Source organism: Microbacterium sp. NPDC056003 (assembly GCF_042274785.1).
Lineage (GTDB): Bacteria > Actinomycetota > Actinomycetes > Actinomycetales > Microbacteriaceae > Microbacterium.
Genome location: NZ_JBHJXQ010000002.1, coordinates 507,726 through 526,296, shown reverse-complemented (window position 1 = coordinate 526,296; position 18,571 = coordinate 507,726). Strand labels below are relative to the sequence as shown.

General features: G+C 68.6%; 20 protein-coding genes. 10 read left to right on the top strand and 10 right to left on the bottom strand.

Annotated elements, in window-relative coordinates; genetic code table 11:
- The first annotated feature begins 55 nt into the window (after window positions 1-55).
- Window positions 56-409 (top strand): hypothetical protein, encoded by a 354-nt coding sequence (locus tag ACFC1W_RS11845; RefSeq protein ID WP_375992634.1) that lies wholly within the window; start codon window positions 56-58, stop codon window positions 407-409.
- 59 nt (window positions 410-468) lie between these two features.
- Here the strand turns inward: ACFC1W_RS11845 and ACFC1W_RS11840 are convergent, their stop codons facing one another.
- Window positions 469-1,584, bottom strand: a complete 1,116-nt coding sequence (locus ACFC1W_RS11840; RefSeq protein ID WP_375992632.1) for an SRPBCC family protein — start codon at window positions 1,582-1,584, stop codon at window positions 469-471.
- Window positions 1,585-1,694: 110 nt separating this feature from the next.
- On the opposite strand from ACFC1W_RS11840, the gene ACFC1W_RS11835 reads away from it, so the two are divergent.
- A complete protein-coding gene (locus tag ACFC1W_RS11835) occupies window positions 1,695-2,288 on the top strand; it encodes a TetR/AcrR family transcriptional regulator (RefSeq protein WP_375992629.1) in 594 nt (197 codons plus the stop codon).
- A gap of 126 nt (window positions 2,289-2,414) precedes the next feature.
- Here the strand turns inward: ACFC1W_RS11835 and ACFC1W_RS11830 are convergent, their stop codons facing one another.
- The 3 genes from ACFC1W_RS11830 to ACFC1W_RS11820 all read right to left on the bottom strand — a co-directional run bounded on the left by ACFC1W_RS11830 (window position 2,415) and on the right by ACFC1W_RS11820 (window position 5,539).
- Entirely contained in the window at window positions 2,415-2,849 is a 435-nt protein-coding gene (locus ACFC1W_RS11830) for a hypothetical protein (protein WP_375992626.1), read from the bottom strand.
- Window positions 2,850-3,227: 378 nt separating this feature from the next.
- Complete coding sequence (locus ACFC1W_RS11825) at window positions 3,228-4,805, bottom strand: MFS transporter (RefSeq protein ID WP_375992624.1); 1,578 nt, start codon at window positions 4,803-4,805, stop codon at window positions 3,228-3,230.
- Window positions 4,806-4,915: 110 nt separating this feature from the next.
- Window positions 4,916-5,539 carry a methyltransferase domain-containing protein gene (locus ACFC1W_RS11820; protein ID WP_375992622.1) on the bottom strand — a complete coding sequence of 208 codons (624 nt, stop codon included), beginning with the start codon at window positions 5,537-5,539 and terminating at the stop codon, window positions 4,916-4,918.
- A gap of 143 nt (window positions 5,540-5,682) precedes the next feature.
- On the opposite strand from ACFC1W_RS11820, the gene ACFC1W_RS11815 reads away from it, so the two are divergent.
- The 4 genes from ACFC1W_RS11815 to ACFC1W_RS11800 all read left to right on the top strand — a co-directional run bounded on the left by ACFC1W_RS11815 (window position 5,683) and on the right by ACFC1W_RS11800 (window position 8,845).
- Window positions 5,683-6,315, top strand: a complete 633-nt coding sequence (locus tag ACFC1W_RS11815; protein WP_375992619.1) for a helix-turn-helix domain-containing protein — start codon at window positions 5,683-5,685, stop codon at window positions 6,313-6,315.
- 30 nt (window positions 6,316-6,345) lie between these two features.
- A complete protein-coding gene (locus tag ACFC1W_RS11810; protein WP_375992617.1) occupies window positions 6,346-6,792 on the top strand; it encodes a DUF2809 domain-containing protein in 447 nt (148 codons plus the stop codon).
- A 44-nt stretch (window positions 6,793-6,836) separates the two neighbouring features.
- Window positions 6,837-7,790, top strand: a complete 954-nt coding sequence (locus ACFC1W_RS11805; RefSeq protein WP_375992615.1) for a L,D-transpeptidase — start codon at window positions 6,837-6,839, stop codon at window positions 7,788-7,790.
- 68 nt (window positions 7,791-7,858) lie between these two features.
- A complete protein-coding gene (locus ACFC1W_RS11800) occupies window positions 7,859-8,845 on the top strand; it encodes an aldo/keto reductase (protein WP_375992613.1) in 987 nt (328 codons plus the stop codon).
- Window positions 8,846-8,856: 11 nt separating this feature from the next.
- Here ACFC1W_RS11800 and ACFC1W_RS11795 read toward each other — a convergent pair whose 3' ends face one another.
- The 5 genes from ACFC1W_RS11795 to ACFC1W_RS11775 form a co-directional block, all read right to left on the bottom strand.
- The gene (locus tag ACFC1W_RS11795) at window positions 8,857-9,330 is read right to left on the bottom strand and encodes a DUF1294 domain-containing protein (RefSeq protein WP_375992610.1); all 474 of its coding nucleotides are present in this window, start codon (window positions 9,328-9,330) and stop codon (window positions 8,857-8,859) included.
- Window positions 9,331-9,566: 236 nt separating this feature from the next.
- The gene (locus ACFC1W_RS11790) at window positions 9,567-11,447 is read right to left on the bottom strand and encodes an adenylyl cyclase (protein ID WP_375992608.1); all 1,881 of its coding nucleotides are present in this window, start codon (window positions 11,445-11,447) and stop codon (window positions 9,567-9,569) included.
- A 208-nt stretch (window positions 11,448-11,655) separates the two neighbouring features.
- A complete protein-coding gene (locus ACFC1W_RS11785; protein WP_241110898.1) occupies window positions 11,656-12,057 on the bottom strand; it encodes a hypothetical protein in 402 nt (133 codons plus the stop codon).
- A 106-nt stretch (window positions 12,058-12,163) separates the two neighbouring features.
- Window positions 12,164-12,769, bottom strand: a complete 606-nt coding sequence (locus ACFC1W_RS11780) for a GNAT family N-acetyltransferase (RefSeq protein WP_375992605.1) — start codon at window positions 12,767-12,769, stop codon at window positions 12,164-12,166.
- Between the two features lie 181 nt (window positions 12,770-12,950).
- Window positions 12,951-14,474, bottom strand: coding sequence for a DUF222 domain-containing protein (locus tag ACFC1W_RS11775; protein ID WP_375992603.1), 1,524 nt, complete (start codon window positions 14,472-14,474; stop codon window positions 12,951-12,953).
- A gap of 187 nt (window positions 14,475-14,661) precedes the next feature.
- On the opposite strand from ACFC1W_RS11775, the gene ACFC1W_RS11770 reads away from it, so the two are divergent.
- The 4 genes from ACFC1W_RS11770 to ACFC1W_RS11755 all read left to right on the top strand — a co-directional run bounded on the left by ACFC1W_RS11770 (window position 14,662) and on the right by ACFC1W_RS11755 (window position 16,689).
- Window positions 14,662-15,474: a glycosyltransferase gene (locus ACFC1W_RS11770; protein WP_375992601.1), complete on the top strand. Its 813-nt coding sequence runs from the start codon at window positions 14,662-14,664 to the stop codon at window positions 15,472-15,474.
- 62 nt (window positions 15,475-15,536) lie between these two features.
- Window positions 15,537-15,962 carry an SRPBCC domain-containing protein gene (locus tag ACFC1W_RS11765; RefSeq protein WP_375992599.1) on the top strand — a complete coding sequence of 142 codons (426 nt, stop codon included), beginning with the start codon at window positions 15,537-15,539 and terminating at the stop codon, window positions 15,960-15,962.
- 25 nt (window positions 15,963-15,987) lie between these two features.
- On the top strand, window positions 15,988-16,380 hold the full coding sequence (locus ACFC1W_RS11760) for a hypothetical protein (protein ID WP_375992596.1): 393 nt from the start codon (window positions 15,988-15,990) through the stop codon (window positions 16,378-16,380).
- Between the two features lie 9 nt (window positions 16,381-16,389).
- Complete coding sequence (locus tag ACFC1W_RS11755) at window positions 16,390-16,689, top strand: DUF1905 domain-containing protein (protein WP_241110891.1); 300 nt, start codon at window positions 16,390-16,392, stop codon at window positions 16,687-16,689.
- Window positions 16,690-16,758: 69 nt separating this feature from the next.
- Here ACFC1W_RS11755 and ACFC1W_RS11750 read toward each other — a convergent pair whose 3' ends face one another.
- Window positions 16,759-18,426 carry a GspE/PulE family protein gene (locus tag ACFC1W_RS11750; RefSeq protein ID WP_241110890.1) on the bottom strand — a complete coding sequence of 556 codons (1,668 nt, stop codon included), beginning with the start codon at window positions 18,424-18,426 and terminating at the stop codon, window positions 16,759-16,761.
- Window positions 18,427-18,571 lie beyond the last annotated feature (145 nt).

The window sequence follows — 18,571 nt, the reverse complement described above, 5'->3', positions numbered from 1 at the left end:
CGCTCGAATTCTGCTTGAGTGGTTCCTCGCGGGATTGGCCGAGCAGAAACGCCACGTGTCCGTCCCTGTGAGCGCGGCGAACTCCGACGGCTACCTGGTGCAGCGCTACGCCGACCGGCTCGGGTCTGTGAAGGTGGGCGCGGCGGCGCTCACCTTCACGGCGATCGACCGGCTCCACCTCGAGGAGTTCCACGCGATGCGCCAACGAGCGCGCGAACTCGCTCCCGACGCAAATGGCAGGACTCGATCGGCCACCGTCCCGGTCTCCGGCACGAGGCGGGGCAAGTCGAATGCACCCGCTTCGCCCCGTGCGCGATCGTGGCCCCGCAATCGCACGGCCTGGAAACCGCCCGCGGCCTACCGCTACCGTGCCCTGCCCGCAAGGGGATCCGCAACCGAAGGACCGTGACCAGCGGCAGAACTGTCACAGGAGCTTCCAAGGCCGATTCCTTCAGTCGACTGCGTGGATCACACTGGTTCCGGCGCACGGTCCTTGATAACGGGCGGTGACGCATCGGCAGATGCGGTCAGCGGGAGCACCGGTCTGAACGGGATGGATGTCGCGAGTCCGACCACGACGATGGAGCCGAGTGCGAGTGTTCCGGCCCAGGCGCCGCGCGGGTCGCTGAAGGAGATGCGCCCGTCGCTGATCAGCGGGGTGAAAGCAACGAGAGCGATCGCCGCCCCGGCCGAGATGGCGCCGACGATGACGCGGAGCCATGCGCGCCCCAGGCCGCCGAAGGTGTAGCCGAGGCCGATGGCGATGAGCGCGACGGCCATCCCCGCGGTGCCGATGCCCTGCGCGAGTGCCGCGAGCGTCCCGGGCACGGTGAGGGGCAGCAGACCCAGGATAAGGGGCGAGAGTGCGAGCCACCGCCAGTGCGGCCGCCCGCCTGTGCGGCGAATGTGGTCGGCCCAGCCCATCAGTCCGCCGACGATGCCTGCGCCGCCGAGCACGACGCCGAAGGTCGCGTACCAGCCAAATACGGAATCGGGACCCGCGATCTCCGCCATGAAGGCCCGGAATCCGGCGGCCCAGGTAACCCCGAGGAGTGAGCCAATGAGGATGCTCAAGGTTGCTGTCCGCGCTCCGGGGCGGCCGTCGCCGGGGTCGAACCTCCTCGGTCGCGGAACACTAGGGTCAGGCGTTGCGGCCGATGCAAGGATGGCGGCGAGTCGGCCCTCGTCTTTGGACGTCTCGCGCACGAGCAACAGACGCAAGAACGGCTCGAGCACCCGCCATGCCCCACGGGCGCTGAACTGCATCGTGCTGATCAGCCGTGTGCCCCCCGTGACCGGCTCGACGAGGTACGCGGCGCGGCCGGACAGCCATGCTCCGGGCACCTCGAACTCCACCAGGTGCCCAGGTTCGAATCGTACGAATCGATTGCGACTGGTGAGAATTCGGCCAGCGAAGGTGCGAGTGAATTCGTGCTCTGTTCCAACGCCGATGGGTCCAGCCGTCAGCCGACGTACCTGCTTGAGCCCCGACTGCCAGCGCGGTGCGTTGGTCTGATCGGCGACGAACCGGAATACCGCGTCGGGCTCTGCGGCGATGATGCTCCGTGTCGTGACGGTGAACATGCCTGCCTCCCCGGGAGGTCTCACACTAGAGCGGTACTCTAGTGTTTGAGTGCAATATAGTTCCCCTCATGAGTGTTGTCAAAGGGCCAGCGCGGCGAGATCAATCACGGATGACGCGCCGGCGCATCCTGGATGCCGGCAAATCCGAGTTCATCTCGAAGGGCTACCACGGTGCGACGATCGCTGCGATCGCGCGGCGAGCCGAGGTCGCTCCGCAGACGGTGTATTTCGTGTTCCACAACAAGCCAGAGCTGATAAGCGCGGTCATCGACGACGCCGTTCTGGGCACCGACGCGACGCCCCCTGAGGCAAGCGCGTGGTGGGCGGAGATGCGCAGCGCAGCCACCGCGGCGGACGCTCTTACTGCCTTCGTGCGGGGCGCCGCACCCTTGCTGGAGCGCGCCGCCTTCGTCTCCGTGGTGCTGAAAGCGGCGGCCCTCGCCGACCCAGAGGTCCAGGCGATCCAGGACAAGCACGACCGGATGCAGGAAGCAGGATACCGACAGGTCATCGACACCGTCGCCGCGAAAGGGCCGCTCCGCGCTGACCTGACCCCAGCGACTGCCACCGATGCGCTGCTGATGCTGTGCGGCGACAGCACCTATGTGCAACTACGCCATGACCGGCAATGGACCCACGACCAGATCGTGGCCTTCCTCGACCGCATAGTCGTCGATTCCATCCTCCAAGATCAGAGCCACTGAGTCATGTGGTCCAAGCGACCACGACGACGTGCTCTCATTGAGACGATGCTCAACCGTGCCGTGACCCCTGCCCGCTAAGGGATCGTGCATGCGTGACTCCCGGTCCGGATCCGTTGTCTGTGAGGCTCACAGTCGGATCTCGTTGGGGCGGCGTGTACTCCGGTGTCTCTCGAATCCGAACTGCTCCGGTGGCGCCACGCACACGCTCCTGATCTCGACCACAGCATCGAAGTGGCGAAGGAGCGACACATACCCGAATTGATAGTTGTACATGAGCGCGTAACCGGAGACGTTGTCGTGGACAACGCGGTCGGTGGGACTCTCCGGGACTTCGTCGTACACGTATCCGTTGTCCAACGCGGCATCCCGCGTCTTGTCCCCGTAGTCCGATCGGGACAGATGGTGGATCGCAGCCTCCGGCCCGTTCCTATCGATCATGTCAAGGACGGTGTCGGCTTCCTCGCCCTGCATGAAGACGACGGTCATCCAGCGTCGCCCGGCCGGTGGTGCGACCGACGACTTGGGCGAGGCGGCTGTCGCCTTCGTGGTGATGCTGTTCATCTCGAGCTCCCTTCTCTGCAGGGAAGGTGCGCGGACATTCACCGTGGTGCGACGGGGGAGTGGGGCCACCGTCTTGCCACCTCAATCACCCAGGGACGACCCGAGTTGACCGGATACAATCGGAGAATTCGAACCGTCCGGTTCCCTGTCAACACAAGGGAATGCGAGGGTTCTCAAGACATCCGGTGAGGTTCGGAAAACGCCCGAACTCTCCAAGGGGTCGCAGGTTCAAATCCTGTCATCCCGACCAGATGGACCGTCAGCAGAACTGATGGCAAGACGGTCGGAAACGAGAAGGGCACTGGCTTCGAGCCGGTGCCCTTCTCGTTTGCCCGCCTGTTCTCGGCTCAGTCGACCGGGGAGAGCGGCACGGCTCCGTCATCCACGCGATTCAGGGGTAGCGGAATGCAGGTCGGGCTCCGAGCCGCGGCTCGGGCCGCAGAAGGCCACGTAGACCACGAGGACGCTCATGACGGCGACTCCGACCCACATCGCCTGCTGCCACCCCGCGACGAACGCCTGGTTCGCCGCGGCGAGGATCTGGTCGGCGTACCCGCCGGCGTCCTGACTGAGGGCGCTGGCGTTGGCGATGCCTTCGCGCGCCGGGGCCGCCAGCCTTTCGGGGACACCCGTGAGCAGTCCCGCTATCGTCGTCTGGTATCCGGCGACGAGCACGCCGCCGAGGAGGGCGATACCGAGTGCTGCTCCGAGCTCACGCGTGAGATCGTTCAGGGCCGACGCGACGCCCTGGTGCTCGCGGGGGAGTGATGAGGTGATCGCCTCGGTGGAGGGAGTCATCGCCACACCCGCGCCCAGGCCCATCGCGATCAATCCCGGGAGCACGGTCAGGTATCCGCCTTCGGCGGATACGAGGCTCGCCATGAGCGCGAGCCCCGTCGTCGCGATGATGAGCCCTGCGACCATCGTGGCGCGCGGTCCGATGCGAGTGGCGAGTCGGGGCGCGAGACCGGAGGCGAGCATCATCAGCACGGCCATCGGCATCAAGGCGAGGGTGGAGAGCAGCCCGCCCCACCCGAGCACGACCTGGAAGAACGGGTAGAGCACGAGCGAGACACCACCTTGCACGCCGAACAGCACGAGCAGCAGCGTGGTGCCGGACGAGAGACTGCGGCTGCGGAAGTGCCGGACGTCCAGCAGCGGCGAAGGGGTGTGCAGCTCCCACACGATGAAGACGACGGTGGCGATGACGGCCGCGATCAGCGGGATCAGCACGGTCGGGTCCGTCCACCCCAGAGAGGGTGCCTCGTGGAGGGCGAAAGTCAGACCCACGGCCGCGACGATCGACGTGAGCGTGCCCACGGCGTCGAACCGGCCGGGAACTCCGTCGTGAGAGTTGGGGATCGCGCGGCTGCCGATGAGCAGTGCGGCCACGGTGAGCGCGATCGGCAGCGCGAACAGCCACCGCCACGACGCCACATCGACGAGCAACGCGGAGAGATACATGCCGAGGATGCCACCGCCTCCCGCCACGGCCGTCCACATCCCGATCGCGCGGGAGCGTTCGCCGTCGGGGAAAGACGAGGTGATCACCGAGAGGGTGACGGGCATGATCAGCGCCGCACCGACGCCGCTGAGCACGCGCGCGGCGAGCATGACCTCCACGATCGGCGCGACGGCGGCGACGACGTTCGCGATGCCGAAGACGATGAGGCCCGCGATGAGAACGGGCTTGCGCCCGAGCCGGTCGCCCAGTGCCCCCATCGGGAGGAGGAGCGCGGCGAGGGTGAGAGTGTACGTGTTGATGATCCACAGCACCTCCCCCTGGGAGGCGCCGAACGTCGTCGCGAGCTGGGGTTGCGCGACATTGAGGCCGGTGACCGAGGCGACGACGGTCATCAGGGCGATGCAGACTGCCCAGAGGATCGCGCGCCTGCGTCGCGGGTCGTCGATGATGAGCGCAGCATGATCTGCGTCGCCGCGTGTGGTGGAAGCCATGGTGGGGTGTGTTCCTTTCTTGGATGCGTGCCGCGCGGCAGGTGTCCGCGAGCAGCGTGAAACCGGGACAGGGGCCGGAGCCCCTGCACGGAGTGGGTGCGACCGGCGGGTCAGGCGATTCGCTGGGCGCGGACGATCACGTCGTGCAGCTGCATTGCAGAGACGCCGGGGTGAACGATGCGGGTGCGCTCGTAGGCGGCGTCGATGCGCCACTCCGGGGCAGGGAACAGGTCCGTGATCGCCTCGGAGGTCACCGTTGCACCCTCGGGGTGACGGTGCCCATGCGCGTCCGCGTGATGCGGGTCGGGGAGGTGCCCGACGATCAGGAGCGTGCCGCCCACGGCGACCCAGGAGGCGATGCGCTGATACAAGGGGAGCTGCCCGATCTCGGCGTGTGCGTAGCTGGTGACCACAAGATCCCATCTCCGCCCCGGCTCCCATCGGGACAGATCGGCTTCCCTCCAGTCGACGCGCTCGCCCGCCGGTGTCGTGGCCGCTCGGGCGCGGGCTACCGCCAGCGCTGACCGGGAGATGTCGACGGCCGTGACCTGCCACCCCTGCTCGGCAAGCCAGAGCGCTTCGACCCCGTGACCGCAGCCGGCGTCCAGAGCCGTACCGCCGCGAAGGTGCGCGGTCTCGGCCAACAGGTAGGGATTGACCGGGAGGCGCCGCTCATCGTCCGAGGCGACCGGCCCCCAGTGGCTCTCCCAGTAGGCCTGGTCGAATTCGGCCATCACGCACCCTCTCGATGAGGATCGCCCGGGCCGACGTGCGTGCCAACGTCCACGTGTCGTCTCCTTGTGCTCGTGGTGTCGAACCAGAATGACTCGCGAAGGGCATGGTGGCAATCATTCTTGCTGAATGGCAAAATAGAACAATGAGCGACCATGACGATCAGACCCTCGACACCGTGGGTCCGCGCCTGAAGCACCTCAGATTGCGGCGTGACATCACGCTGACGACCCTCGCCGGCGAGACCGGCATCTCCACCAGCACCCTCTCGCGCCTCGAAGCGGGCCTGCGACGGCCGACTCTGGAGCAGCTGCTTCCCTTGGCCCGGTTCTACGGCGTCACCATCGACTCCCTCGTCGGCGCGCCCCGCACCGCCAACCCCCGCATCGACCTGCGACCCATGTCGTGCGCCGACGGATCGATCATCATCCCGCTCACACGCCGACCGGGAGGAATCCAGGCCTACAAGTTCGTCCTCCCCACCGGTGACGACGCCACGGTGCCCGATCTGCGATCCCACGAAGGGTTCGACTGGGCCTACGTGCTCAACGGAACCCTGCGCCTCGTGCTCGGTGACCAGGACCTGCTCCTGCAGGCGGGGGAGGCAGCCGAGTTCGACACCCGCACCCCGCACTGGTTCGGTGCCACGAGTGCCGGCCCCGTCGAATACCTCAGCCTCGTCGGCAGACAAGGTCAGCGCGCCCACATCCGTGCGTCCGGCAGAGACCACGACCACGCCCACGACCACGACCACGACCACTCCTCGCCGTTGCCGTAGTCGCCCGATACGTAGGGAAGAATCGACCGGATGGATGCTTCCGCCCCGCGCCGCCCGGCACGCCGCGTCATTGCGGCTGTGCTCCTCGCCGGCGTGATCGGCGCCGGCCTAGCCGTCCATGCTCTGCTGCCCGACACGGCGATGACCGACATCGCGGGCGACTCCCTGTATGCCGGCGCGGCATACCTCGCGGTCGCGATCGTCGCCCCGCGCCTCGCGCCCCTCGTCGTCGGTGCGCTCGCCGCGGCGTGGTGCATCGCCATCGAGCTCTTCCAGCTGACCGGCATCCCGATGCAGCTCGGCGCGATCTTCCCTCCGGCGATGCTCGTGTTCGGCACGGTCTTCGACGGCCGTGATCTTCTCGTCTACGTCGTGACCCTCGTCGTCCTGGTCGGGGCGGACGCAGTGGTCGCGGTCCTGCGGGGCACCGCGACGACCGACCCGCGCCGGCCGGAGGAGTCGGCGACACCGACATAGCGCTCAGGTTGCGGCATCCGTCACCCGCACCGACCATGGAGTGCATGGGGGATGCCGCACCACGGAGCGCCGGTCCGGGTGAGCCTGCCGGGCCGTCCGCCCGCGCGCGTCGTAGGCGCACCGGCGGGCTGCTGCTGGCGGCGATCGTGCTCGTGGCCGCGGGAGTGGTCACGGCTGCGCTGCTGGCGAGCCCGGAAGCGCCGTCCGCGGCGGCGCCGTCTCCGATGTCGACCCCGACAGTGACGCCCGCACCGACACCGACGCCCACTCCGACGCCGACCGGATTCCCCGCGAACACAGCGCGGTACGACGTGACGCAGCTCCCGCAGGTGGACGTGTTCGCCGTGATACCGAAGCTCCCGCTCGACGACGATCCGTTCGCGGAGGCCCCCGGCGAGACGGCGCTCGCACTCGGGATCGGCGCGCCGGTCTGGGCAGATCCCACGGGGGAGCCCGTGGCCTACGTGCCGCGCGAGTTCCCGTACGACGGCACGACGCTGCCGGTCGTCGAGCGGCAGGACCACTGGGTCAAGGTGCTGCTCACGGGGCGGCAAGCAGTGCCGTCGGAGGGTGACGCAGCCCAGGTGAGCGGCTGGCTGCGGGTACAGGACGTCGAGTTCGGCGCGACCGACGCCGTGGTCGAGGTGAGCATCGCGGCACGCACCGTCGACATCGTGCGCGACGGCGTGCCCGAGCGCATCGCGACCGACTTCGGCTGGGGCACCGACATCACCCCGACGCCGCTCGGCCGCACGTTCATCATGACGACCCGCGTCGTACCGGAGCTCTGGTACACCCGCGGGCATCCGATCATCTACCTCGGCGTGCAGTCACCGACCCTCGACGGATTCGGGGGAGCGGATGCCGCGGTCACGGCCTTCCACTACCACGATGAGCATTCCGGGCCGATCTCGAACGGCTGCATCCGGCTCGATCCCCACGCGATCGCCCGGCTCGCCGAGCTGCCGCAGGGGACGCCGGTCATCATCAACCCCTGACCTCCGGCAACCTGGCATGCTGGATCGCGGTGCCTCGTTCGAGGAGGCCCTCATCGGAAGGATCCCCCATGAAGCAGCGCCCGCTCGGCCGCACCGCACGTCAGGTCTCGGCGATCGGCCTCGGAACGTGGCAGCTCGGCGCCGACTGGGGCGCGGTCAGCGAGGAGGACGCGACGGCTGTGCTCGCGGCATCCGCTGATCACGGCGTCACCCTCTTCGACACGGCCGACGTGTACGGCGACGGGCGGAGTGAGTCGATCATCGGGCGCTTTCTCGCGGGGCGCACCGACATCACGGTCGCGACGAAGATGGGACGCCGGCTCGCGCAGGAGCCCGGGAACTACACGCCCGACAACTTCCGTGCGTGGACAGACCGGTCGCGCCGGAACCTCGGCGTCGACACGCTCGACCTGGTTCAGCTGCACTGCCCGCCGTCGGCCGTCATCGAGGACGATGCGACGTACGAGGCGCTCGACGCCCTGGTTGCCGACGGCAGCATCGCGGCGTACGGGGTCTCGGTCGAGACGTGCGCTCAAGCGCTCGCCGCGATCGCGCGGCCGAATGTCACCAACGTGCAGATCATCTTCAACCCGTTCCGCCTGAAGCCGCTCGACGAGGTGCTGCCCGCAGCCGAGGCCGCCGGCGTCGCGATCTTCGCGCGCGTGCCGCTCGCTTCGGGGCTGCTGTCGGGCAAGTACACCTCGTCGACGACGTTCGCCGAGAACGATCACCGCACATACAACCGTCACGGTGAGGCGTTCGATCGCGGAGAGACGTTCTCGGGCGTCGACTATCAGGTGGGAGTGGATGCTGCAGCCGAGCTGGCTGCGTCGCTGCCCGAGGGCGTCTCGCTCCCGGCGGCGACCTTGGCGTGGATCGCGTCGCGCCCGGGAGTGACGAGCGTGATCCCCGGTGCGCGCAACGTGCGCCAGGCGACGTCGAACGCCGAGGCGGCAGCCCTGCTCGAGGGCGGGTTCGATGTAGAGGCGTTCGACCGGGTCGTGCGCGCGGTCTACGACCGCGACCTGCGCGAGGCCATCCACCCGCTCTGGTGAACTCGGCGGGGTCAGCTCGCGAGGACTGAGCCGAGGTCGGGCAGCCAGCCTGGCGTGAGGTCCCAGCCTCGGAGGGTCGCGAGCGTGAGGAGCGCCGCAAGCAGGAGCACGTTGAGGACGACGGTCCGCCAGAAGGCGCGGCGGAACGTGCGCTTGCGCGTCTTGTGTCGGAGCACGTGCTGGGCGACGAGCGCGCCCGGCCAGCCGCACAGGATGCCGAGCGAGAGCAGCGTCTGCTCTGAGATGCGCTGGGCGCTGCGACGGGCCGCCGCCTTGTCGAGAGCGTACGCAGCGAAGGTGATCAGGCTCATCGCGACGTAGAGCGCGGGCATCCACCACGGCAGGTCGAGCACGGCGAAGGCGATCGCGAAGGCTGCGGCGAACACGAACAGCACCGTCCAGCTCAGGGCGGCGGGGAGCGGGCGCGAGAGGTCACGCGGGCGCTCGACGGAGTGGGACACGCGTCGGTCCGGGGCGAGGGACATGCGCCTGATCCTAGAGCGCCGACGTCGTGTCCCAGAATCAGGAGGCACGCCGCCGCGGGCGGATTCCGGGTGCGGGCGTGTCTCCTGACGATGGCGCGCGATTGGGCTTGCCCGTTCGCTGACGATGGCGCGCGTTCGGCCCGCCCGTTCGCACGGCGACGGTGGCGCGCTCGACGACCGGGCATACGGATGCCCCGGCCCCGCGGGGGGAGCCGGGGCCGGGGCATCCGATCCTGTTACGGCGCGGGGTAATCCACGAGGTATTGCGGCACGCCGGTGTTCGTGTTGTCTGCCTGCCCGCCGACGCCGTTCACGACGTGCTGGATCGTGCCGGCGCTGAGGTTCACCGTCATGATGTGGTGAAGCTGCACGCCGGGCGTCTCCGGCACCGAGAATCCGTTCGCCGTGATGATCGACGGGTTGTTCTGGTTGAAGACGTACACGCCGGCTCCGTCGAGGCGGTGGTTCTTCACCTTCGCGTCGACGACGTAGCCCGGGTAGCCGAGCGTGCCGTCCGGCTGCGTCCAGTCCGCCTGGGTGGGCGGGTCGTACGGCAGCTCGTTCTGGTACAGGATCACGCGGCCATTCTCGCCCTTCCAGAGGGTGTTGTACTTCTGGAAGTGCTCGACGAACAGGCCCGTCGCCGTGACGTTGTCGCCGTTGACGATGACGCCGTTCGTGCCGGTGTTCGTGGCCCAGCGCTCGTTGTCGCCGTTGACGCCGTCGGCCGGGTCGAAGCCCTCGATGCCGTGGTCGCCGCGCCACACCCAGGTGTGATCGATGAGCACGTTGTCGGAGTTCACCTCGAGCGCGGTCGTCGTCTTGCCGATGTGCGGCCCGCCGACGCGGAAGTACACGTCGCTCAGCGTGATCGGGTTCGCGGCGCCCAGCGGCTTGCCGCCCTTCGCCTTGCCGACGCGGAGAAGCACCGGCGAGAGCTCGGCGCCGGCGTCGATGGTGACTCCGGCGACGACGATGCCCGGGGCATCCTTCACCTCCAGCGGAACCGCCCCGCCCACAGCCGTGAGCGTCGCGTGGCCGAGGCCGAGCACCACCGTGTCGGCGCGCTTGACGTCGATCGTCTGGGCGATGTCGTAGACGCCGGGTGTGAGGAGCAGATGCTGGCCGCGGGCGAGCGCGTTGTTGATGTCCTTCACCGAGTCACCGGGCTTCGCGATGAAGAAGTCGGTGATCGGGATGCTGCGCCCCGCCGTCATGCCGTCGGCCCAGCTCACCCCGCGGGTATCGGACTGCGCCTTGGGCACGCGCACGTTGTAGCGACCCTCGTCGTCGACGTAGAGGTACGGCTTCTCGCGGCTGAGCGGAGTCTCGTCGATGGTCGTGTACGGCGGGTTGGGGAAGCCGGCGTCATCCGGGGCGCCGACGACGCCGGAGAAGACCTGGTTCCAGACGCCGTTCGACCAGCCGGCGACCTCGCTGTTGCGCGTGAGCCACTGCTGCTGTGAGCCGCTCACGACGAACGGCAGACGGGAGTCGGCGATGAACCCGCCGCTCGCGAACTGCGGGCCCGCGGTGCAGTAGTCCATCAGCGACAGGTTGGCGCCCGAGATGTCGAGTCGGCGCATCGATACGGCCTGCGACACCGCCCAGAAGTTCGCGCTGGCGCGGCATCCGTCGTCATCGAGGCTGTTCACCTGCAGCGAGAGGTTCGAGATCGTCCGCCAGAAGTTGACGAGCGCGATGCAGTTGTCGGCGGTGAGGCAGCGGTTGTAGACCTCGATCGACCCGTTGATGTCGACGTCGGTGGGGGACGCGCCGAGCCCGGCGACCTCGGTGTAGTAGCCGACATCGAACTGCAGCGGGTTGTCGGCCGTGCCGTACTGGCCCGGCAGGAAGTAGACCGCGCGGCGCACCGAGCTCATCTCGGCGTCGCGCTGCTCATCGGCAAGCGCGTCGAGCTCGGCTTCGATCTGGTCGGCGGGGGTGTCGGGGCTGTACACGGTCACGTTCGGCCCGAAGTCGGGGTTGAACGGGTCGATCGCACGTGGCGGTGCGGCTGAGGCCGGGGCGGCCGTGAGGGCTCCGGCGATGAGGGTCGCGCCCGTGACGACGGCCGCGATCCGTGTTCTCCGGCGGTGGTGCGTGGGGGTGGTCATGCGAATGTCTCTCTTCGTCGAGGGATGTCGCGCGGCAGGTATGCCGCCTACTTACAGGACAGTAACCAAACTGTGGGAGCGGTTTCAAGGGTCACTTTCTCGGCGAACGCTTGCCCGGCTCGGACGCAGATCGCGGTCGCGGTAACAAGGGAAGGACGCCGCACCCTGGCCGGGTACGGCGCCCTTCATGGTCGGCGGACGGCTGCGATCAGCCCTCCTGGAGCTCCCGGCCGTGCACGGTCAGGGCGTAGATGATGATCACGTCGAGCGCGATCACGATGAGCGCCCACCAGGGCTGCACGCTGAAGAACGCGAGCTGGCTGATGGCGTTGAGGGCGACGAGGATGACCGCGATCACCCGGGCCCAAGTGGCCCCGCGGAGCACGAAGATGCCCACGATGAGGATCACGATGCCCAGGATGAGGTGCCACCATCCCCAGATCTCGACGTCGAACAGGAAGGTGCCCGCTTCGGAGGACACCGCCCACTTCTCGACGGGCGACAGGACGGCGTTCAGGCCGTTGAGCGCCGCGAGGGCTCCAGCGATGATCATGAGGATGCCGGCGAAGACTGCCCAGCCCGCCCATCCGGTGCGCTGCGTGTTGGACATGATGTCGATCCCTTCGGAACGGTGAGATCGGCGAGGGTGCGATCTCTGGCGACTACATCGTTCTCCTTGCCGTTGCGGCGGTGCGTCACCCGCCTCGGGTGAAAGGTCAGAGGTCCATTCGCATGACGATTCGGCGCTTCGTGGGGTGTGCGACCTCGCGGAATCCTGCGGCCAGGAACGGGCCGACGGGACCGACGTTCAACTCGTCCCAGATCACCTGCGCGCCGCCTGTCACGAGTGGATAGCCCTCGATCGCCGATGCGCCGCGTTCGCGCGCGAACTCGACGGCAGCAGCGACGAGCGGGTAGGTGAGGCCTTCGCCGCGGTGGCCCTTGCGCACGATCATGCACGCGATCGCCCAGACGGTCTCGTCGTCCTTGTCTTGGGTGCGTCCCTTCCACGGCACGGGGGAGCCGCGCAGCCGGCCGTACACCGCGCGGCGGTCGACCGCGCACCACGCGACGGGCTCATCGCCCTGATAGGCGACGATGCCGATGGTCTCGGTCGCCCGTGGGTCGCCGCAGTGGGTCTCTTCGCGCAGGATCGCGGCGCGCTCGCTGACGGGCATGTACCACCAGTCATGGTCGCCGAGTCGCTGCCGCTGGCACTGGCAGTGCCCGGCGGCGCCGGTGAGGATCGCCTGCAGGTCGTCCCACGAGGCTTCGTTCGCGGGGACGATGTGCAGGTCAGGCGTGGTGCCGGCCGCATCCATGGGGTCAGGGTAGCCCCCGGCATGGACAGTCGCGTCAGTCCCGGTGAGAGCCGCCCCGCACACGCCTGCCACCGACGCCGCCCGCCGTGCCTGCGCCTGCCTCCATACGCCCGCCACCTGCGCCTGCCACCTGCGCCTGCCTCCATACGCCTGCCGACTACTCCCGCCACAGGCCCGTCGCCTACGCCGCCCACCCGAACCGGGCCTTGCCCCCGAGTCTCGGAACCCTTCCCGGATCGACGTGCGGCGGCGGGATGAACCACACCCGTCCGTCGATGCCGCGGCCTTCGATCCGGATCTCCCACCCGTTGTCGTGAATTCGATGGTGGCAGGTCTCGCAGAGCAGGATGCCGTTGTCGAGGTCGGTGGGTCCGGCATCCCGAGCCCACCATCGGATGTGATGCGCCTTCGTCATGCCCGGCGGCAGACCGCACATCGCGCAGCCGCCATCGCGCTCAGCCAGAGCCAGCCGCTGGGTCGGGGTGAAGAGGCGCCTGCGGCGTCCCCAGTCGAGGATCTCGCCGCGGGCTCCGAAAACCCACGGGATCACGCCGCCCGACGCGGCCAGGCGCCGGGCCGTGGCGATCGACACGGGGCGATCGATGCCGTCGATGGTCGCGCTGCCGGTGCCGTCGCGGAGGTCGGCGAGAGTGACTCGGACGATGACCGTCGCACCCTCGATCGGCTGATCGGCGGAGCCGCAGCCCAGCAGACGCGAGGCGAGGAGCACGAGGGCGTCGGCCTGGCGCTGGGGGAGTGTGCGACCTGGCGTATCGGCATCGGCGGGTGACACAACCGAGGCCGCCCCCGCGCCGGAGCCATGGTCACCGACGCCGGGGTCACCGACGCCGTGCCCGCCGGAGCCGTGGTCACCGATGCACTGGTCGCCGACGCCGAGCCCACCGGCACCGCGCGCACCGTCCGCATCCCCCTCGTCCGTGCCGACGCCACCGGCGCCTGCGCGCTCGCTGCGGAACTCCGCCGTCACGATGGCCTCGATCGCGGCCTTCACCGGCGCAGCTGATTCGGGGTCGAGCTTGGCGTTGAGGTGCACCATGCCGCCGCGTTCGAACATCAGCAGGCTGCGCTCGCCGCGGAGCTGGTGTTCCTGCGGCTCGAGGCCGTCGGGGTCGAGCCATGCTTCGGCGCGTGCGACGACCTTGCCTACCTGGTCGAGTGCGAGCCCCTCGGCCTGCGCGCACAGCATGCGCTCGGCCTGGTCGCGCTGTTCGATACCGGCGCGCAGCGCCACCCGGTCGAGCATCGAGATGATGACCGACGCTGCGGGCATGCCGATGCGCCCGTCAGAGAGGGCCTCGGCGACATGAGGGTGGCGGGGCGGGGCATCCGCTCCACTGAACGTGCGACGGGGAGCGGTGGCCTCGCCGACGGCGACGAGTCGTGCGGCGTCGCCGACCGTGGTGCCGGTGGTCGCGGCGATGAGCACGGCGGGGCTGCGGTAGCCGTTCTTTTTGGCGAGCCCCTCGGAGCCGAGTTCCGGGCGTGACTGCCGCGCGATCTCAGACGCCACCCGCGCGTGCACAGCTTCGACGCGTCGGCGCAGCGCGCCGATCGCGTTGTTGAGGGACACCAGTTCGGCGTGGTCGAGCGTGTCGACATCGACGTGGGAGCCGTGGGGATCGGCGGGCCAGGCATCCGTCACCATGGCCAACGTATCGGCGAGACCGCCGATCGGATCGTCCATAGATTCGAAAATGAGAGTGCCTTCCGCCTGCGCGCGATCACTAACCTGTCGCTATCGGGCCGCTTCTTCGGCGGTTGGGCACTCCGACAAGAACAAAGATACTAATGTGCACGGCACAGCGCAAGCATTTGTCGAAAACTTCCGCGCCGAACCCGGACCCCTCTCGTGGCGAGAGTATGGTGTGCGTGTGCCCCTCGTCCCACGTGTCACGGTCGTCATACCGTGCCGGAACGATGCCGATTTCCTCGATCCCTGCCTGACCGCGCTCGAGGCGCAGACCCATCCGGCCGACCGCGTGATCGTCGTCGACAACGGCAGCACGGATGACTCAGCCGACGTCGCGCGGCGGCACGGCGCAGTCCTGGTCGAGGAGGCGAGGGTGGGGGTGTGGCCGGCCGCGGCACGCGGCTACGACGAAGCGATGGCCGACGCCGACATCATCGCCCGGCTCGACGCCGACTCTCGGCCGCATCCTGACTGGATCGCCCGGCTCGTTCGTGCGTTCGTGGCGGATCCGGGGCTCGGCGTGCTCACCGGCGGAGCGGAGTTCTACGGCGGCAGCCCCCTCACGAACTACCTCGGCGAGAGGTGGTACATCGGCGGCGGGCACTACTGGGTCCGCAAGTGGCTGGGTGTGCCGCTCGTGTTCGGCTCGAACTTCGCGATGCGCTCGACCGTCTGGGAGCGCGTGCGAGATCGGGTCGATCGCGACAACGGCGCGATCCACGACGACCTCGACCTCTCGATCCGGCTGCGTCCTGCCGACGGCGTGCGCTACGACCCGCAGCTGCTCATGCCGGTCTCGGCGCGCCCGCTGCAGACGGTGGGCGGACTCTCACGCCGCATCTTCAAGGTCGCGACGACCTTCGCCGCGAGCTGGCCCGAAGGCGCGTCGTGGCGCCGCCGTGAAGAGCGCAGGCGCAGAGCGGATGCCGCGGCCGGCGTCACCGACGAGTGGACGCCCGACACCGACGACTGGACGCCTGAGTTCGGGCGCTGACCTCACAGCATCGCCAGATCGGCCCTGCCGCGGTGTCGGTACGCTGCGCTACGGTGACGGGCATGTTCGAGATGACCGAGAGCGCACTCGTGGCGGCATCCGTCGAAGAGGTCTGGAGCGATCTGACGGATGCCTCGCGGCTGGCTGACTGGTACTGGCCGCCGCGCCTCGAGGCCGAGGTCGTCGTCGAGCCGGCCGAGCTGGGGCGGTGGGAGATCCGCTCGCAGGTCGCCGGCCTCGCGGTGCTGGGCCGCGTGCTCGCGATCGAACCCCCGTCAAGGCTGCGGCTGGAGTGGCGGTGGGAGGGGGAGGACCACGCGACCGACGCCGAGGTCACGCTCGAGGGAGCGGCGGACGCCTCGACCCGCGTGATCGTGCGCCACTCCGGGTTCGTGTCGGCCGACGAGCGCGACAACCACATCGAGGGCTGGTCGAACTGCCTGCAGCGGCTCGTCGATCGCCATGGCGGGGTCGCGGCGTTCGGGTAGAGAGCACCCGCGACTGTGGGGGCGGGTGCTCTTCGCGCTGATCTGGATCGTCGGCGTGCTCGGCGCGCTGCTGCTGCTGTGGTGGGGCATCTACCGGCTGCGCCCGGTCGAGATGCAGCCGCAGGTGTGCGTGGTCAACGATGCGATGGTGCTGATGATCGGCGCGTTGGCGCTTGCGCTGGTTGCTGCGATCGGCTGGCTGATCATGGGGTCGGGCGCCTGGTGCACGATGGTGGCGGCCCCGGGCTTCGTCACGACGGCGCTCGTGCTGGCGTTCCCGTGCTCGTTCCTGCCGCAGCTCGTGCTGCCGTTCCTGTCGATGGTCGCGGTCGGCTCGATCGTTCCCATCGTCTGGCTCTACTTCGCGGGCACCGGCGGACCGGCTACCGGCTCGGCCGGCGTCGGCGGCGGTGAGTAGCCTCGGAGCATGATCATCGAGTTCGAGGGCGAGATGTTCCGGTGGGACGCCCGCGACGACTCCGCCTGGTTCTTCACGGCGGTGCCGCCCGAGCTGAGCGAAGACATCCGCGAGATTCCGCGGCCGTACCGCGGCTTCGGGTCGGTGCGGGTGCGTGCGCGGGTCGGCGGGTCGGAGTGGTCGACCTCGATCTTCCCGTCGTCGCAGAGCGGCTCGTACGTGCTGCCGCTGAAGAAGGCGGTTCGGGATGCCGAGGGCTTGGTCGACGGCGGTCCGGTGCTCGTCCGGCTCGACGTGCTCGACGGCTGAGACGCGGCCGCGCGAAGCGCGCCGGGCAGGGCGGACTGGCTGTGAGGCACCGGGGATGATGTGACTTCGTCACACAGAGACGCGCAGGACCTCTTCGATCGTCGTGAGTCCCTGGGTGACCTTCGACCAGCCGTCCTCGCGGAGCGAGACCATGCCTTGCTGCAGGGCGACCTGGCGGATGTCGCTACCCGTCGACCGAGTCACGACGAGCGACTCGATCTCGTCGCTGAGCGTCATCACCTCGTGGAGAGCCACGCGTCCGCGATAGCCGGTGTTCGAGCACGCGGGGCAGCCCACCGCCCGGTAGAGCTGCGGCACATCGCGCGGGTCGTGCGGGAAACCGAGCGACGACAGCACCTCGGTGGGCTCGACCATGGGCTCGCGGCACTTCATGCAGAGGCGGCGAGCGAGGCGCTGCGCCACCACCGCCGAGAGTGCGGTAGCGACGAGGAACGGCTCGCAGCCGATCTCGGTGAGGCGGGTGAGCGCCGACGGGGCATCGTTGGTGTGCAGCGTCGAGAGCACGAGGTGACCCGTGAGGGCCGCCTCGATCGAGATCGTCGCGGTCTCGTTGTCGCGGATCTCACCCACGAGCACCACGTCGGGGTCGCTTCGCAGGATCGACCGCAGCGCCGACGAGAAGGTCAGGCCGGCGCGATTGTTGACCTGCACCTGATTGATGCCGGCGATGCGGTACTCCACCGGGTCTTCGACGGTGATGACGTTGATGCGAGGGTTCGCCACCGCCCGGAGTGCCGTGTACAGCGTCGTCGACTTGCCCGAGCCCGTGGGGCCCGTCACGAGGATCATGCCGTGCGGCTTCATGATCGCCTCGCGGAACCGGCGGTCGTTGACCCCGGAGAAGAGCAGATCGCGCATGGTCATCGTCTGACCGCTGTTGTCGAGGATGCGCATGACGATCTTCTCGCCCCACACGGTGGGCAGCGTCGCGACGCGGAGGTCGACCGAGCGGCCTTCGTGGGTGACCGAGAGGCGGCCGTCCTGCGGCTTGCGCTTCTCGGCGATGTCGATCGCCGACATGATCTTGAGGCGCGAGATGATGCCGTCCTGAATGGCGCGATCGGCTTTCTGCATCTCGTGCAGCACGCCGTCGATGCGGAACCGTACGGTCAGCTGCTTCTCACCGGGCTCGACGTGGATGTCGCTCGCACGGTCGTTGATCGCCTGGGCGATGAGCAGGTTGACGAACCGGACGACGGGCGCGTCGGTGTCCTGTTCCTCGAGCGACTCGGTGAACGCCGCCTGATTGGTCTCGGCGGACTCCTCGATCGTCATCGACAGCTCGCTGAGCTCTTCGTCGGAGCGGAGGAATCGCTCGAACATCTGCGCCAGCGCGTCCTGCGCGACGACGACCGGCTCGACGAACAGGTCGGTCACGCTCGCGACATCATCGAGGGCGACGATGTCGGTGGGGTCGAGGATGCCGACGGTCAGCCGCTCGGCGGTCTTGTCGACCGGGATCAGCTGGTACTTGCGGCAGAGATTGCCCGGGACGAGCGCGACGATATTGGGATCGAGCGGCAGGTTCGCGAGGTCGATGAAACGATGCCCCGTCTGCAGCGCGATGGCCTCGGCCAGCTGGCTCTCGGTGACGAGTTTCGACCTCACGAGCAGCTGCGGCAGCTCGGGCCCCTCGCCCACCTCAGCCATGGCCGCCGACATGTCCGCTGCGCGCACCGCACCGGTGAGCACGAGCGTCTGGGCGAGTCCTCTCATGGCATTCCCCTTTTTCCCCGTCGCCATCCTATGGCGGGAGAGCCGTGCGGAACCTTCCTCAGCAAACCCTCAGGAAACTGCTTGCCCAATCTTGGGGAAAACCGACTTTGATTCCGTATGAGAAGTCTCTAATGTAATCGGCGGG

Excerpts from the sequence above, each read along its gene's own strand:
- ACFC1W_RS11840 (WP_375992632.1), bottom strand. The coding sequence starts at position 1,584 with ATGTTCACCGTCACGACACGGAGCATCATCGCCGCAGAGCCCGACGCG.
- ACFC1W_RS11835 (WP_375992629.1), top strand. The coding sequence starts at position 1,695 with ATGACGCGCCGGCGCATCCTGGATGCCGGCAAATCCGAGTTCATCTCG.
- ACFC1W_RS11830 (WP_375992626.1), bottom strand. The coding sequence starts at position 2,849 with ATGAACAGCATCACCACGAAGGCGACAGCCGCCTCGCCCAAGTCGTCG.
- ACFC1W_RS11825 (WP_375992624.1), bottom strand. The coding sequence starts at position 4,805 with ATGGCTTCCACCACACGCGGCGACGCAGATCATGCTGCGCTCATCATC.
- ACFC1W_RS11820 (WP_375992622.1), bottom strand. The coding sequence starts at position 5,539 with ATGGCCGAATTCGACCAGGCCTACTGGGAGAGCCACTGGGGGCCGGTC.
- ACFC1W_RS11815 (WP_375992619.1), top strand. The coding sequence starts at position 5,683 with ATGAGCGACCATGACGATCAGACCCTCGACACCGTGGGTCCGCGCCTG.
- ACFC1W_RS11810 (WP_375992617.1), top strand. The coding sequence starts at position 6,346 with ATGGATGCTTCCGCCCCGCGCCGCCCGGCACGCCGCGTCATTGCGGCT.
- ACFC1W_RS11805 (WP_375992615.1), top strand. The coding sequence starts at position 6,837 with ATGGGGGATGCCGCACCACGGAGCGCCGGTCCGGGTGAGCCTGCCGGG.
- ACFC1W_RS11800 (WP_375992613.1), top strand. The coding sequence starts at position 7,859 with ATGAAGCAGCGCCCGCTCGGCCGCACCGCACGTCAGGTCTCGGCGATC.
- ACFC1W_RS11795 (WP_375992610.1), bottom strand. The coding sequence starts at position 9,330 with ATGTCCCTCGCCCCGGACCGACGCGTGTCCCACTCCGTCGAGCGCCCG.
- ACFC1W_RS11790 (WP_375992608.1), bottom strand. The coding sequence starts at position 11,447 with ATGACCACCCCCACGCACCACCGCCGGAGAACACGGATCGCGGCCGTC.
- ACFC1W_RS11785 (WP_241110898.1), bottom strand. The coding sequence starts at position 12,057 with ATGTCCAACACGCAGCGCACCGGATGGGCGGGCTGGGCAGTCTTCGCC.
- ACFC1W_RS11780 (WP_375992605.1), bottom strand. The coding sequence starts at position 12,769 with ATGGATGCGGCCGGCACCACGCCTGACCTGCACATCGTCCCCGCGAAC.
- ACFC1W_RS11775 (WP_375992603.1), bottom strand. The coding sequence starts at position 14,474 with ATGGACGATCCGATCGGCGGTCTCGCCGATACGTTGGCCATGGTGACG.
- ACFC1W_RS11765 (WP_375992599.1), top strand. The coding sequence starts at position 15,537 with ATGTTCGAGATGACCGAGAGCGCACTCGTGGCGGCATCCGTCGAAGAG.
- ACFC1W_RS11755 (WP_241110891.1), top strand. The coding sequence starts at position 16,390 with ATGATCATCGAGTTCGAGGGCGAGATGTTCCGGTGGGACGCCCGCGAC.
- ACFC1W_RS11750 (WP_241110890.1), bottom strand. The coding sequence starts at position 18,426 with ATGAGAGGACTCGCCCAGACGCTCGTGCTCACCGGTGCGGTGCGCGCA.